Annotated in this window: 5 protein-coding genes; all 5 read right to left on the reverse strand. The window is 36.1% G+C overall.

Annotated elements, in window-relative coordinates; all coding sequences use genetic code 11:
* Positions 1–4: 4 nt before the first annotated feature.
* Positions 5–994, reverse strand: coding sequence for an LCP family protein (locus tag HQN83_RS05805; protein WP_173089385.1), 990 nt, complete (start codon positions 992–994; stop codon positions 5–7).
* Positions 994–1,707 carry a 4'-phosphopantetheinyl transferase family protein gene (locus tag HQN83_RS05810; RefSeq protein ID WP_173089386.1) on the reverse strand — a complete coding sequence of 238 codons (714 nt, stop codon included), beginning with the start codon at positions 1,705–1,707 and terminating at the stop codon, positions 994–996. The genes HQN83_RS05805 and HQN83_RS05810 overlap by 1 nt, the downstream gene beginning before the upstream one ends.
* 8 nt (positions 1,708–1,715) lie before the next feature.
* The gene (locus HQN83_RS05815; RefSeq protein WP_173089387.1) at positions 1,716–10,139 is read right to left on the reverse strand and encodes a non-ribosomal peptide synthetase; all 8,424 of its coding nucleotides are present in this window, start codon (positions 10,137–10,139) and stop codon (positions 1,716–1,718) included.
* A gap of 2 nt (positions 10,140–10,141) precedes the next feature.
* Positions 10,142–16,735, reverse strand: a complete 6,594-nt coding sequence (locus HQN83_RS05820; protein ID WP_173089388.1) for a polyketide synthase — start codon at positions 16,733–16,735, stop codon at positions 10,142–10,144.
* 194 nt (positions 16,736–16,929) lie between these two features.
* A complete protein-coding gene (locus HQN83_RS05825) occupies positions 16,930–17,091 on the reverse strand; it encodes a hypothetical protein (RefSeq protein ID WP_226905054.1) in 162 nt (53 codons plus the stop codon).
* Positions 17,092–17,283: the final 192 nt, after the last annotated feature.

Here is a 17,283-nt window from a genome sequence, read left to right on the forward strand (position 1 = left end):
TAATCTATTTTTTATTGACGGGTTTTATATTTTTATAAATGAAATTATGGAGGGCGTTGGTTGTTGATTTTAAATCTGCGGTTAAATACCATACATTGTTAATCCGCTTGCCAAGACTCTGACTGTCCAGTGGGAACCTGGCCTGGTCAATTGCTTTGTTTTTTGAACCTAAGATATTACTAGCAAATGTTAACATAGCCATATTATTCATGCTAGTTTCCAAATTGGGTAAGACTTGGGCAGCAAAAACAGGGAACATACTTTGCCCAGCATTTTTTATTTGGTTAAATAAAGCAACTAGAACTGATCTTTGTCTTTCGGTTCTTTCATAATCCCCATTTCCAACATATCTGATTCTGGTATACGCAACAGCTTGTTTTCCGGTTAGTTTTTGAAAACCAGAATTTAAAACGTGCTCAGCACTGGTATTTCCAATATTAGCCAATTCATCAAGATAGTTATTTAAATAAGTTAATTCTGTAGGCTTTACGTCTATGGTCACTCCTCCTAATGCATCGATAATTCTCGCAGCACTATAGAAGTCAACATTAAGATAGTCTTTTATATCCATATCGAAATTTTGATTAATGGTTTTTATGGCTAACTGAGGACCTCCAATGGCAAATGCAGCATTAATTTTATCCATTCCTTTACCTTCAATTTTAACATAAGTGTCTCTCATTATTGATGACATTTTTAATTGACCATTTTTTTGATCAATAGAAATCACCATGATCACATCAGAATTAGACTGGTCTTCCGGATTACGCCTGTCTACACCAAAGAGCGCTATATTAACCGGAGGATTCATCATTGCTTCAACTGATTGTCTCACTTTATTAGATATGCCCAAGGCCTCAGGTGTTTTATTTAGGACAACAGGCGCGGATACTGCATGTGGTTTAGATGTAGAATTAGAAGATAATGTATCTTGGGCATTTGTTGAAAACCAGAAAAGAGTTAATGCGCAGATTATACCAAGTGCTTGTTTCATTATTTTAAATTATAGTTCCAATAAAAAGTTTTAAAAAATGGATTCGATGTTGCCAGCGTCCATACATAGTTTTTATCAAGTATGGCTGTTTGAAGTCGATATGTACTGCCGTTCCTTATCATTTGGTTTGTTAAACAATTTAATTCATTCAGGTGATCAGTTAGCCCCTCTCCCGTGGCTTTAAGTATTGCTTCTTTTCTTGTCCATGCATAGTAAAAGCCATGTGCTTTGCTACTTTGTCTGTTTATAAAAGTACGCTCTAACTGATCAAAACAATGTTCAAGTAAAAGCTCAATATTGAAATCAGGTTTAACAAGTTCAATATCTATACCAACCTCTACACTGCTAACGGCAATGAGCAGGTAGTTTGCACTGTGACTTATATTAAATTCAATCTCGTCGATATATGGTTTTTTATTTGCCGCCTGCTTAAATACTATTTCAGATGCCGGAGTTGAAACGAAATGTGCTAGGATATTTTTGCTTACAAATTTACTTGCTAGGTATCTTTTTGCATCATTTTGATTTCTGAATTCAGTAGCTTTTTGAAATTCTTGATGGGTAATTAGATCCCCATAACAGGAGCTATATTGCCGATCATACTCTTGAATGTTGATTTTAAAAACATGTACAGCCTCCCTTTGCAGGCTGGTATGTTGAGGGAAATCTCTCCAATTAATTTCATGATCTAATAATGATTTAGGTATCTCCATTATTGAATCTATTTATTCTTTAAAGCATTTTCAAAGATTTCTGCAAACTCTTTATCATTTGGTGGGAACAGGAAGGTTTTGTGATCTCCAGGAACTTCATGGATATTTACACCTTTTTTTGCAAATTTATTCCAGCCCAAATATACGGGGTCATCAAGAAAATAGATTCTTTTTTTTACCCTGAATAGATCAACTTGAATATCTAATGGTTCCATTACATAGTTTTCGTATGCAATATCGTAGCTTTTATTTACTTCTTTATGGTATGAGAAAGCTTCATTATCGTCTTTTACTTCCATTCCAATTAGGTTTTGAACTTTGTCTTTAATTACAACAGATTGATAATTGTAAACCTCAGTAGGGTTGGTGGTGAATTGTTTGCTAAAGAAGAGCAGTTTATTAAACTGTCTGAGCGTCTTTTTATATAATTTGCCTACCGAGGTCATATTTAAACTTCTGCTGCCTACATAAGTGTCCATTATTCCAAGCATTTTTATTTCTTTACCCATTTTTAAGAGTTTTCTTGCCATTTCGTAAGCAAGAACGCCACCAAATGAATAACCCGCAAGTATATAAGGGCCTACAGGGTCATTATTAAGAATTTCTGCATTATAATAATCTGCGAGTTCTTCCATCGTATACAGTAATTTTTGGTCGCCATTAAGTCCGAGTGCCTGCATTCCATATAGTGGCTGATCTTTATCCATGTGTTTTGCCAAGGAATTGAAAACGAGTATATTGAGTCCGCTTCCATGAATCATATATATAGGGGTTCTTGTACCTGATTTCTTAATCTCTACCAAAGAGTTCCATTTAATATCTTTTTCATTCCCATTAATTAGTTTAGCGAATTTTTCAACAGTGGGATTTTCAAATAAACTGGAAAGAGGTAGTCGCTTACCTGTTTCTTTTTCAATAAGAAGCATAATGTCAACGGCTGTTAATGAATGTCCGCCAGACTTGAAAAAGTCGCTTTTGATACTGATTTTATCAATTTCAAGAGCATTAGCCCAGATGTTTGCGACCAGTTCTTCGGTAGAATTTCGTGGTGCTAAATAGCTTTCAGATGAGTTATCAATGTTCATTATTTCAGGTTTGGGAAGTTTTTTACGGTCAATTTTTCCATTTTCTGTAAGGGGGTATGAATCAGTAAAGACATATTCTTTTGGAATCATATAATCCGGAAGAAGATTTTTGAGATAACTTTCCCATTCAGTGATAAGATGAGAATTTGATTTTTCTTGATTTTGTTCAGGAATGATATAGGCAACCAACATCATATTCTCTGGTGAGTTGCCAAAAGGATTTACTATCGCTGATTTAACGTTGGGATGAAGAATTAGTGTTTGTTCAATTTCTTCGAGTTCTATACGATGTCCCCTTATTTTTATTTGCTGATCTATTCTTCCCAGATATTGAATATCTCCATTAGGCATTAATTTACCTAAATCTCCTGTGCGATACATTGTGTTTTCTGGATCACAAGAAAAAGGATTTGTAATGAATTGATTTGAAGTCATATCCGGAAGGTTATGATAACCAGCACCAACACTATCACCAGCTATATAGATTTCGCCTTGCGAATCCTCATTAACTCTACGTCCATTTTTATTAAGGAGATAAATTTGAGTATTAATAATTGGCTTTCCTAGTGTAATTGGCTCGTTAAGATCTGTAATCTCTTTCATCAATACCATTACTGCTGTTTCCGTCGGACCATAACCATTCCATACAGAGGAACATCGTGTTATCAGTTTTTCCGCTAAATCTTTCGATAAGGATTCCCCAGCGCTGATTGCTAGCATTTGTAATTTTTGTGTCCAACCGGCCGCAATAGTCATTTTCCAAGTTGAGGGTGTTGCAATCATCCAGGTAATTTGCTTGTTCTTTATAATATCGTAGATAAGCCTACCATCTTTAGAAGATTCGAGATCGGCTATAACTACTTCTGCACCACAAGTTAATGGAAGGTAGAGTAATACAGCCATATCAAATGAGATTGGTGTAATAGCCAATAATACATCTTCAGTTTTGATACCTGGTGTTTGTTGCATTCCGAGTAAAAAATTAACAACATTTCGATGTCTTATTTGTACTCCTTTAGGTTTACCTGTTGATCCAGACGTATGCAAGATATAAATCAGATCATCCCCCGAAACAACTACTCCTGGTTTATCGGTTGAATATTGACTCAAATCTTTTAATGCCGATTTTAAGTAGATTTCACTAATAGTAGTTGAGTATTGCTTTGCATACTTTTGTTCTGTGATTAAGAAGTTTGCACCAGCGTCATCTAGCATATAAGCTATCCTTTCTTTAGGATGGTTGGTGTCAAATGGAAGATAAATAGCCCCAGTTTTCATAATTGCTAACAAAGCAATAATCATTTCTGCAGAGCGGTCCAATGCAACTCCAACTTTATCTCTAGGCATCAAGCCATTCTTGATTAAAAGATTGGCAAATTGATTCGATTTTTCTTCTAATTCAGAGTACGATAATTTGGTTACTCCAAAACTCACCGCAGTGCGATCGGGGAATTTTATCGCTGCTTCACTAATCAACTCATAGACTTTTTGATTTTTGTCGTATCTGAAATAATTGTTATTATCTGTCTTGAGTTTATTAAAAGAAACTTGTTCGCTTGCCAATGGGATATCATAAAGAATAGTATCAGGGTTATTGGCAATAGAATTAGCTAAATTTTCAAATTGCTTATGGAATTTGAAAATTGTTTCTGGTTTAAATAAGGCTTTGTTATAATCCCAGCGTAGAGTCATATGGTCACTGTACTCAGTAAAATCTAAAGCAAGTTCGAAATTTTCATAAGCTTTAATGTTGGGATTGTATTTGCTTGTTAAATTATAAAAAGAGGTTTCATCATCGCCCCTATAGTCTGTGTTCATTACCACTGATACTAGAGGAGGGTGAGATTGATCTCTTCCTAAATTTAATTTCTTTAATAAACTCCCGTAGGTAAGTTGAGGGTGGGAGTAAGCATCTAAAATTTCACCCTTTCTCTTAATGAGATATTTACTGAAACTTATGTTTTCATCAATTATTGTTCTTAAGGGTAATACGTTAGCACAATGTCCTACTAGATTCTCATCTTGTGTTAACTGTCCGGCCATTGGAAGTCCAGTTATTAAGTCATCTTGACCTGTTAAACGAAAAAGAAGGATCTCGATTGCAGCCCTCAAAATTATAGCTAAACTGCAATTGTTTTTTATTGCAGTTTTCTTTAGTCCGGAATAAGCTTGATGATCTATACTAAACACCTCTCGGTTACTTTCGTATGTTCTAGTAATAGGTCGTGGAAAATCAATTGGAAGTTCAAGAGTTGGTAAATCATCTTTTAGTTGATTCAACCAATATTGTTCAATATTTCGATATTCATTTCCCTTATAATAATCTTTCATCTGTACTGCATATTCGCTAAATAGCGGTGCAGGGGATAGATCAGATTTTTTACCTGATACTATGCTCGAATATAAGTTACTTAATTCATGTTGGGCTATACCAAAAGACCAGCCATCAAATACTATATGATGTACAGTTATTGTGAAATAATGAAGTTTATCGGATAATTTGATCAGTACTGCTTTAAATAGGTGATCTTTGGTTAGGTCGAAAATAATGCGGGCATTTTCAATAGAAAAATTGGTGATGTATGACTTCTGTTCTTCGGTAGAGTAGGTCGAAATATCTAATGTACGCCATGAAGCTTGCTGATTATTATTAATGATCATTTCGGTCCCATTATAATTAAACGTAGACCTTAGTGATTCATGACGATTAACAAATTCGCTAACTGCGAATTTCATTGCATCTACATTTAATTCACCATTTAAATATTGAGAAAATGACAAATTATATGCCCTGTTTGCATCCTGACCACCAAGTGCACATGCTAACCAAATTTCTTTTTGAGCTTCAGTGGTTGGTACAATTGTTTGACCTGAATTTTTCAAGCTGAGTAATAAATCATTCTTAGACCCGAGTTCATTTTCTTTCGGATCCTCAGCCGAAGGAATCATTTTAGCCAAATCCTTAACTGTAGAATTCTCAAACAAGACTGCTATTGGTAAACGCTTGCCTATTTCTTTTTCGATAGAAACCATAACTTTTACAGCTAGGATTGAATGTCCTCCTAATTCAAAAAAATCATCATCACTTTTAATGTCGGCTATTCCAAGTACTGAGGTCCATATTTTTGCAATAATCTGCTCATTTTTAGTTATTGGTAATACTCCATCGTCAGATTTCTTAATTTTTTTTCCGTTTACTTTAGGGAGTGCATTCCTGTCAATTTTTGCGTTTGGTGTTAAAGGGAAACTTTTTAAAGCAATAAAATCTTCAGGAACCATGAACTTTGGCAAGTTTGCTCTCAGTTTCTTTTTCCATTTTTCAATAGTTTCTTCTGATAGCGTTATCTCTTTTTTAGAAAAAGGAGTTTTAGCGAAGTCATAAATGCTATCAGAAATTGGTTTGTTGATATATGGATTTGCCGGAATTGCATTTTCATAGGCTAAAGAAATAAAAGTTACATCAAAACAACCGTCCGTTCCATCTTTACTCCATCTAATATGTGTGCTGAAATTTAATTCAGCGCCCAACTGCCACAAAGTATTTGGATCAATACCCTCAGGTGCTTTTGATACTTCATATTTAATATCTTTCATAAGTACTTCGGAATCTGAAGTTTTTATCAATTGAAGTAACGCAAAGTCCTTTGATGTTCTTGAATTTAAAATGTTGTTGATTTCAATAACACCTGCACTATTGGTACTAAGAATATTTCTTATTTCTGATGTTAAGATATCAGAATTCCACAGAATGTTGATTTGAGGAACAACTTCTTTAGGTGATTCACCTATATACAACCAGATATCGTAATGATATTTAGTAGTTTCATTTATGAGCTGACCTTTCCTAAGTTGAATATTTACTCCTTTTATTTCAGGAATTAGCTTAGGTAAATTGTAAAAGAAGGCAGGGTCTGCTACAAATTCGTCATCTATTCTTACCCTGTTTAATATAGTGTTTTTGAATTGATCAATAGTGCTATTATCTGAAGAGCGAGGAAGGTGGTCCGTAGCATGATACATTTCAAGCGAGCTTTTGCCCTGCATATCTCCAATAAAAATGCAGCCTTTATTATTAACTGACGCACAAGATTTTTTAAGGACATCAATTAAATAATCAGCATTTGGGAAATACTGAGCAACGCTATGTATCAAAACTAAATCAAACGATGTTCCTGCAACAAAACTAAAATCATCAGCGGAGGCGGTATATGCTTTAACATGTTTCCATTTAGGTGAAACCTGAAGCTTTTCATTTAGTTTATCGATGGCAGTTTGTGCATAATCAGTTGCTAGGTAGCGATCAGATTCCGGTGCAAGTTCAAATAGTAATTGCCCAGCACCACTCCCTATTTCATAAATGTTTTTATATGGGAGCTCTTTTATTCTATCAATTGAAGCCTGTAGCCATTCGGCAGATTGTAAGGCAAGTTCAGATTTATTATGGTAGTGTTCAAGAAGAGTGTCATCGAGATTTTGCTCTGAAACATCAATATTCTTATTTGCTTCTGCACCTATATTATAGAGCGTATCCCATCTTTCTTTCCATGATAAATCATCGATTTCACTTAAATCCTCTTTTAGAACTACGTAAGCTATTAGGCGTTTGTCTGTTAAAGAGTCTTCTTTGGCAACCACTACGGATTGTTTTATGCCATCTAACAATGATATTTTTGATTCTATTTCACCCAGTTCGATTCTATGTCCACGAATTTTAACCTGCTGATCGATTCTTCCGAGGCACTGGAACTCTCCGTTTTCAAGTAACTTTCCCAGATCACCTGTTCCGTAAAGTTTTGCTCCTGTTTTTGTAGAAAAAGGATCTGCAATAAACTTCTCGTTTGTTAGTTCAGGTCTATTGAGGTAGCCGGATGCAACTCCTTCTCCACCAATGTATATTTCCCCAACCTCAAGGGGTGGTAGTTGATTAAGATTTTCGTCTAAAATATAGATTTGGGTTTGACGAATAGGCGCTCCAATTGTTATTAATTTATCAGTGCTTTGAACTTGTTTAATTGAAGACCAAATGGTTGTTTCTGTTGGACCATACATATTCCAAACCTGGCTAGATAGGTCGAGAAGTTGGGTTGCGAGTTCTTTAGGTAGCGCCTCGCCCCCGGTAAGTACTTTTAATTGATATTTCTGATTCCAGCCAGAATCAATGATCATTTGCCAGGAAGAGGGGGTAGCCTGCATAATGGTAATACTCTTCTCTTGCATTAGGTTTAAAAGCAACCTACCATCTTTAACCTGTTCAGAATCTGCTATAATTACTTCTGCACCGCATATAAGTGGAAGATAAAGTTCTAGGCCTGCGATGTCGAACGAAATTGTTGTAATCGCGAGTAAACGATCGTTGAAATCAATTCCTGGTGAATTTGTCATGCTTGATAAAAAGTTCATCAGATTGCGATGAGATATTTTTACTCCTTTCGGCCTACCTGTAGACCCTGATGTATATAAAATATATGCAAGACTATTAATATCTGGTTGCTTAGGAGAGATTTTATTATAATTTCCCAATAAAGGCCATATCTCCTCAATCACAATTTCTCTGGCTGCTGTTTGGTAACGTTCTTTATAGGCCGTTGAAGTCAGCAATACTTTTGCGGAAGAGTCGTTAAGCATAAATTCAACTCTTTCAATAGGGTATTCAGGATCTAAAGGGAGATAAGTAGCTCCTGATTTTAAAATACCAATTAAGCTAACAATCATTTCTAAAGAACGATCAATTGATAAGCCAACAACATCGCCTATGCCAATGCCTTTCTCAGCCAACAAAGAGGCAAGTTGATTAGATTTTTCAATGAGCGATTTATAATCTATTGTTGCATCTTTAAAGCTGATAGCAACTTTATTCCCGTATTTGTTAGCGATCTCGTCAATAAATGCAGTAAGCGTTTTATCGGAAGTTAAAGCAAGATCATTTTCTATGTTGGTTGTTAATTGTCTGCTATCTTTTTGTGGGAAAGATAGTGCAATTGTGTTGTCAGGTGTGCTAGCTAGTGATGACAACAGGGTTTCAAACTCCTCCAGATTGAGTTTTATTGAAGATGCTTTGAATAACTGCGTATTATAAGTCCACTCTAAAATAAAAGCCCCCTGAGATTCCGTAGCGTTTAAAAAGATCTCAAAAGTTTCATAGTCTCTCGGGTTGGAAATTAATTTATGCGTTAAATTATCGAAAGATACAGCACTATCCATTCCCATATCTATATTAAACATAATTGGAATTAGAGGGATTCTTGAAGGATCTCTTTTTATGTTCAACTTTTTAATTAGCTGACCAAAACTGATTTGTTGATGTTCATAAGCATCAAAGAACGCAGTTTTTCTATTCCTTAAGTATTCATTAAAGGAAATGGATTTATCTACTGTGCTTCTGAGAGGCATTAGGTTTACGCAATGTCCAACAAGATTGAACATTTCGGTAGCGGATTGACCGGCAGAGGGTAAGCCGATTACAACATCTTTTTTACCAGTTTTATAGGACAAAAATATTTCAAATGCACTTAATAATGTATTTACAAAGCTGCATCCTGCTTTTGCACCAATTGATTTTAATTGGCTAACTAGCTCAGCAGATAAAGGTTGATCAATTCTATTTGCATCGTAAGATCTAGGAATTGGCCTAGGGAAATCAGTAGGCAAATCTAAAAGAGGTATGTCTTCTTTGTATAAGTTTAACCAGTAATTCTCAGTTTTTTTAAATGAATCGCCTTTAGTAAAAATAGCTTCTTCAAGTGCATAATCACTTATTTGATGAAGTGAATCTAAAGTTGCTGTTAACCCATTTAAGTATCCATTGTAGTACTTGCTTAAGTCTTCCAATATGATGCCTATAGACCATCCATCGGCTATGATATGATGAATAACTAGCGTGAAATAGTGTTTGTCGGGGGTTAATTTATGCAGATGAAATTTAAAAAGTGGAGGTTTTTCAAGATCAAAAGGAGTGTTAACCTCTTTTTTAACAAATGCGTTTAAAATCTCTTCTTGTTCACCGCTGCTGTATTTAGTTAGGTCCTCGATTCCAAAGTCAAAAGATATTTTGTTGTAAATTATAAAATGTTCACCATTTGGACTGATTACAGATCTGAGTGCTTCATGTCTGTTTACCACCTCCTGTAATGCTTTTTGGAAGCAATCGAGATCAAATTGACCTGTTAATTCTAAAGATACCGATTCATTATAAGCAAGACTGGCAGGCTCACCTCCTATAATACATGAAAGCCATAGTTCTCTTTGAGCTTCATTAATTAAAACAGTTTTTACTATTTCGTTAGAATCTTCAAATGGGTTGAAGTCAATCTCAATAAAGTTTATGTTAGGGCGTTGATTTTTTTTCATGACTAATTGATGTGGATTTGAAGAAATTTTCCGTGTTGATTAGGATCTGCAATAAACCAAGAGGGGTTTCCTTGTTGATCTTTTCCAAGTTTTGCACCTGGTACCGGAGGATTACTTGTACTAACTACAATTGAATTGTCATTTGAAATAATGTCAGATGTGCTATTATCTAAAAAGAAACCTGCAGCAATCATTTCGTCCATACTTTTTACAAAGAAGCTTATCAATTGCTCAATGTCGCTTGATGATGTGGCTTCAGTTACAAAGCATGGGAATCCATCAAGTATATGGATGCCTTTTTCCCTCATTAGGGTAAACATCAATTCACTGTAAGGAATCTCTTCATGGAATTTAACTTTCCATAGCGACCCATAATTAGCAACAAAGAAGGGAAGGTGTCGCTTTTCTATTTCCTGATTAAGTGTTTTAGCAATGTAGTTGCCTTTTTCATTTATCTCTATTTGTAATTTTGGACCCTTTTCTTTCATATAAAGTAAAGATGCTTTTGCCGAAGCCAAAGCCAAAGGATGACGAACAAATGTTCCTGCGAAGTAAGTTACACCAACCTCAGGATATGAATTGTCTCCATAATTCCATGTTCCTCCGTCAAGCGCATCCATGAATTCCTTTTTACCGGCAATAACACCAATAGGAATACCTGCTCCAACAACCTTACCATACGAAGCAAGGTCGGCACGGACATTAAATAAAGCTTGTGCACCTCCCGGATGCATCCTAAAGCCTGTAATTACTTCATCGAATATTAAAGCAGAACCACTTGAAGAGGTAATCTTTCTCACTTCTTTAACAAAATCAATAGGGACAAATTCAGGGCGTCTACTTTGTATTGGCTCAATAATTACTGCTGCAATCTCATCAGCCCGCTCTTTGATTATTGCTAATGCTTCATCGGTTCCGTAATCTAGTATAAGGATGTTTTTAACAGCATCCTGCATTATTCCTGCTGCTGCTGGGAATGATTTTAATTTCTTTGTGCCTCTAACCAATACCTCATCAATAATACCATGATATGATCCTGTGAAGGCAACAATTAACGACCTTCCGGTAACGGTTCTGGCAATTCTAATACAACCCAGAACTGCTTCAGATCCTGTACTGCAAAGAGCTGATCTGTCGAATCCTGTAAATTCACATATTAGTTTACTAACTTCTGCTGCAAGTTCATGTTGCGGACCTACCTCATATCCATTTTCAATTTGGTCGTGCATAGCTTTTTTGATAACCTCAGGTTGGTAGCCAAGTAAGTTAGAGCCAAATCCATTTAAAACATCTATGTATTCATTACCGTCAATATCCCAAAGTTTGCTACCGCTTGATTTGTTTATCACAATAGGGTAGATTAGTTCTTTTGTTAAGGGTTTAAAACCCGAAACAACTCTAGGGTCGGCCATGTAGGTACGGCTTTCCTCAGCATATTTTTTACTTTTAAATGTTTTCTCGTTGTAGCTTTTAGTTAGTTTCTCAAGAAAACTCAACTGATCTTTGCTCAGTTCAGCCGATTGGCGGTCTATTTTTGGGGTTGCTCCAAATGGTTTTTGAATTTCAGTTTTTTCCTGAGGGGTCAGGTCCGGCTCTTGTTCCTGCGTAGGATTTGCTGACTTTACAGGAATCGGGTTAGTAACAGTATTAGTAATAGGAGAATTGTTCCCATTCATTAGTAAAACCTGCTTAGATAATATTTCTAGCTGCTGAGCTATTAATCCTAATGCTGAATCGTTGTAACTATTAGTATTTCCTAATGAAACAGGAGCAATAACTGGTTGATGATTTTCACTAGCAATTGGGGGGGTATTTTGTACTGATACTGGGGTTTCCTGAATAGTGTTCTTACCTATATAGTCTGTTAGTAATTCGATAGTTGAATATTCTTCATTTAGCTTTCTAAATGTGATAGGTAAATTAAATTCTCTTTTCAAGGAGATTGCTATCTGAGTAAGCAATAAGGAATCTAATCCTATTTCAAGGAAATTTTGATTTGATCCAACATTTTCCATTTCAATTCCAGACGCATCTTCTAGTACTTGTCTGATCTTTACCGCTAGATTATTATTTTTCATTACAAGAGGGTTATTTGTATTTTGGTTATTGGTTTTATTTGGTGTCACTTTGTTTAATGGAATAGCATTTACCCAATGTTTCTTTCTGTCGAATTGATAAGTTGGAAGATCTTTAAACAATCTTTTCTGATTTTTGTAAAAATTATCCCAATTTGGTTGTATGCCATTATTCCAAAGTTGACCTAATGTGTTTAGTATTATACAATAATCGTTCTCATTATTTGCTAGGCTCTGCATCGCCTTTATAGAAGTAGATTTCAGAGCTGCAATTTGTCGTACAAGTGTCGTAGTTACCGATCCAGGACCAACCTCCAGAAAAACCGGGTTGTCGTAGGTAAGTATGGTATCTATGGCTTTAGAAAACTGTACCGTGTTTCTTAAATGACTGGCCCAATATTCAGGGGCTATTGCCTCTTCATCAGTTAGTATTTTACCAGTGACTGTTGAGATAATGGGTATTTGAGGTACAGAAAGAGAAACTTTGGAAACTACATTTTGGAAATCATCAACTATTGGATCCATCATTGATGAATGAAAAGCATGACTTGTAAAGAGTAGCTTGTTAGGTATTTCTTTAGTCTCAAGAAGCTTGCTGAACTTCAGAATTTGGGTTTCTGGTCCTGCTATCACACAAAGTTTAGGGCTATTAACTGCTGCAATTGATAGTCCTTCACTTAATATAGCGGTTATTGAATCAACTTCACTTCTTACTGATAGCATTGATCCGGCAGGAAGTTCGTTAACCATTGCCCCTCTAACTGCTATTAGTTTTAACCCATCTTCTAATGAAAATACTCCAGAAAGGTGTGCAGCAACGTATTCTCCAATGCTATGTCCGCAAAGTAGAGTAGGAGTAAGGCCCCAATTCATCCATAATTTGGCAAGTGCATATTCAATTACAAATAATGCCGGTTGTGTGTATCTGGTTTGTTTTAGTAACTGTTCCGCTTGATCATTAGGTGAATTGGTGAATATTACTTCTCTAATATCCAGATTTATATGTTGTTTGAGTACCTCAGCACAGTGGTCTACAGAGTCTTTAAAAACAGGCTCGTCTTTGTATAGATCGGAGGCCATGTTTAAATACTGGGCGCCTTGACCCGGAAATGTAAACACGACTTCTTGCGGTAGTTCCCTTAAATTATTAGTTGTGCCTTCTTTTGGTCGTTCCAAGCTAAGCAGACTTACTAGTGATTCATTAGTATTGGCAATGGCAAATCTCCTGTAAGAGAAATCATTTCTTGACTTTTGAAGCGTGTAGGCAATATCTGCAATGTCAATATCCTTGTTTTTATTTAGATGGTCGGCTATTGATAAGGCATATTGTTCCCTGCTGTATTCTGATTTTGCAGAACAAGTAATAAGGTTGTATGGTCTGCCTGGTGTTGATAATGGAACAGGGTTTTCGTATTCTTGAATAACTACATGGACATTTGTTCCTCCAACACCAAAAGAGCTTACACCGGCAACTCTTTTCGAGTCAGAATTCCAGTCAGTCAGTTTAGTGTTTACATAAAAAGGGCTGTTTATAAAGTCGATGTTTTTATTTCCTTTTTTAAATCCAAGCGATGCAGGGAGCTTTTTGTGGTATAAGGATAAACAAGTTTTAATTAAGCCGGTTACTCCTGCAGCTTGTGTTAAATGACCAAAATTGCTTTTAATTGAACCTATAGCGCAGAATTGAGTTTTATCTTGAGGGCCGAAAGCTGCAACCAATCCGTCAAATTCAATTGGATCGCCAATAGGAGTTCCGGTACCATGTGTTTCAATATAGGTGATTTCTGAAGCTGCAACTCCAGCGTCATTTATTGCTTCTTCTATTGCACTTGCCTGACCATCAGCGTTAGGGGCAGTAAAACTTCCCTTTTCTGATCCGTCGTTATTTAACCCGATGCCTTTAATTACCGCATAAATGACATCGCCATCTTGCTCCGCATCCGCTAGTCTTTTAAGTAAAACAACGCCGGCGCCATCACTAAATACGGTTCCGGTAGCATCATTGTCAAAAGGACAGCAGTGACCATCGGCACTCAACATACTTCCTTCTTGGTAAATGTGGCCGCTGTTAATAGGTGTGTTAATACTTGAAGCGCCGGCTATGGCTGCGTCGCATTGTCCCGATCGCAAGCTATTAACAGCTTCTGCTACGGCAAGTAATGAAGTTGAGCAAGCAGAGTTTACACTAACAGCCTGTCCTTTTAGGTTTAAATGATAAGCAGTTCTTGAGGCGATGTAGTCTTTTTCATTAACTGTAAGCACCTGCATACCGCCGATGTTTTCAATTAATTCGGGATATTGTAACAAATTGTTTACGTAGTATGTGCTGCTACCGCTACCTGCATAAACGGCGATTTTTTTGTGGTAAACAGGGAATAAATGCCCCGTTTTTTCCAATACCTCCCATGCGATCTCTAAAAAGATTCTTTGCTGCGGATCCATTAAATCTGCCAGCTTCGGGTTAATTCCAAAAAAGGCAGGGTCAAATTTTTCTGCATCTTTAATTACTCCTCTGGCTTTAACATAAGCACTGTCATTTTTTAAACGATCAGGAATGCTGATGTCTAGTTCATCATCCGTGAAAAACTTAGTTGTTTCTCTGCCTTCTATGAGTAAGCTCCATAAATCATTAATAGTTTCAGCTCCTGGAAATCTACCCGCCATTCCTATTATCGCTACATCCTGAGAGTTAGTGGCGTTTTTATCTTTTTTAGCGGAAACATATTGCGCTGTAGTTTTGTTTTCAAGAAATTCGGCGATGCCTGCAACAGTAGGGTATTGGTATAGTTTGGTTATGGGTAAATGATAATTGAATTGATATTTTAACTCAACTACTGTTTTTTGAGCAAGAAGAGAGTTTCCTCCTAGTTCAAAAAAATTATCTTCAATACCGACCTTGTCATATTGAAATATATCAAGAAATAAGGCGGCAATATCTTTTTCTAATTGGGTTCCTGGGCTTTTGTAGAGCACATCTAGTTCAGGTCTTTTAAAATCTGGTTTAGGCAATGCTTTCCTATCAATTTTACCACTTGTTGTTTTAGGAAGTTCTTCGAGCCAAATAAAGCCCGATGGGATCATATAATCTGGAAGAAGCTTACTTATGCTGTGTCTAAGCCTATTGTTGTCTCCTGTAGCTTTATTTCCTGTTAAATAGGCTATCAGCGTTTTTCTGCCAGGATAGTCTTCTCTTAATGTCACTATTGCCTGATTAACTTCTTCTTCTTTCATCAAGGCAACTTCAATTTCGCCCAGTTCTACCCGATTGCCTCTAATTTTAACTTGTCCATCTTTTCGTCCTCCAAACTCTATTTCACCATTTTCTAAAAGTTTACCAAGATCCCCGGTTCGATATACTTTGATTTGACCTTTGGTTGAATGGCTTAGTTCGATAAATTTCGCATCAGTAAGTTCAGGTTGGTGAAGATATCCATTTGATAAGCAAGGGCCTGAGATGCAGATTTCGCCTATTTTACCATTCTCAAGAAAAGTTAATTCTTCGTCAATAAAATAAATTGAAGACTGTGCTATTGTTGCCCCAATTGTGGGTATTGATTCCCAATTTTCCGGATTTCCAGTGAGCCTTAATTCAGTTACCCAGATAGTTGTTTCGGTTGGGCCATAAACATTTACCAGGCAGGAATTTGGAATTGAAGAAAAGAATTCTCTTATGGTGTGGGTAATTTTAAGTAGTTCTCCACCTGTTATTAGCTCTTTTAAACTGATCGGAAATATATGTTCTTTTGCGGCTGCTTCTGTTAAATATTGAAGGGTAACGTAAGGCAAAAAGGCTTTATTGATATCGTTTGAAATGATGAAATCTAATAATTTCGCTCCATCAAGTCTGTAATCATCATTGATAAGATAAAGTGTTGAGCCAGTTGTTAATGGAACAAATATCTCTTGAAATGATGCATCAAAACTCAGATGACAAAATTGTAATGCCTTAACTCCTTCGCCATTAAGGGAATTGTTTTTTTGCCATTTTAAAAAATTACTAAGGCTTTTATGTCCTAAACATACTCCTTTAGGCTTTCCTGTAGAACCTGATGTGTAAAGAATGCATCCATTTTCAGATTGCGAAAAAATGGGTTTTAAAGGTGTTTCAGCGTATGATTTGTCAGAAGAAATAACGTCTAGCTCAAGTTTAATGAATATGTCATATTCATTTGATAATGAAATGCATGTGCTTACTTTTGAGTCTTCTTTAATTTGTAGTAGTCTATGCTCAGGATAGGTTGGGTCTAATGGTAAATAGGCTTTTCCTGCTTTAAGAATTGCCAATAACCCAATAATCATTTCTATAGAGCGAGTTGCACTTATTCCAATTATTTCCTGGTCATTAGTTTGGTTTAGAATTACATTCGCTAAACTTTCTGCTCTTTTGTTTAGTTCAAAATATGTAATTGACTTTTCACCAAAAATTACTGCGGTTGTTTCTGGAAAATCCCTAGCTGTAATATCAAATAACTTATGGATTAATAGTTCGTTCTGCGTGTTTGAAATTTGGTCTGTAAACATAGGAGAGTGATAGGTAAATTAAACTGATGCATGTTAGAATGCAAAAGTTATTCCCTTTTGTTACTTCTATAAATCGACCGGGTTTACCGCCAGCTAGTGGAGACCGTATGAGGTGGGTGGTGATGGGGCAAAAAAAAAGACCCTTATTGAAACAATAAGAATCCTTTTGGAGATTTTAGCTTTTAAAGGCTAAATTATTTCTTTTCTGGAGGTGTATTAACAATCTCTCCGAACTCGTTTACCCAGGCCATCATGCTTTCCAGGTCACCACCTGTGGAATTTTGCTGACGTTCAAGTTTACGCTGCTCTTTATCTTCCTTTTTCTTTTGTCTGTTTTTTTCTAGTTGCTTCTTCATGAAGGTAGCCTGAGATTTAGCCATAAATTCAATGTATTAGTTAAAAAATAACTTTCCTCTGGTTTTACCTGTCTGCCAGCATGTAAACGTATGTTGTTTACTATTTATATGGCTTGATATAATTAATTCTCGGGCGACAACGGATCAGTAGCCAGGAGGAATTGAAACCCAATCAAAAGGTTTGATTGGCAA

The organism is Pedobacter foliorum (assembly GCF_013266735.1).
Classification (GTDB): Bacteria; Bacteroidota; Bacteroidia; order Sphingobacteriales; family Sphingobacteriaceae; genus Pedobacter; species Pedobacter foliorum.

Coding starts and splice junctions, on each gene's coding strand:
- HQN83_RS05815 (WP_173089387.1), bottom strand. CDS start 10,139: ATGAAAAAAAATCAACGCCCTAACATAAACTTTATTGAGATTGACTTC.
- HQN83_RS05820 (WP_173089388.1), bottom strand. CDS start 16,735: ATGTTTACAGACCAAATTTCAAACACGCAGAACGAACTATTAATCCAT.
- HQN83_RS05825 (WP_226905054.1), bottom strand. CDS start 17,091: ATGAAGAAGCAACTAGAAAAAAACAGACAAAAGAAAAAGGAAGATAAA.
- HQN83_RS05805 (WP_173089385.1), bottom strand. CDS start 994: ATGAAACAAGCACTTGGTATAATCTGCGCATTAACTCTTTTCTGGTTT.
- HQN83_RS05810 (WP_173089386.1), bottom strand. CDS start 1,707: ATGGAGATACCTAAATCATTATTAGATCATGAAATTAATTGGAGAGAT.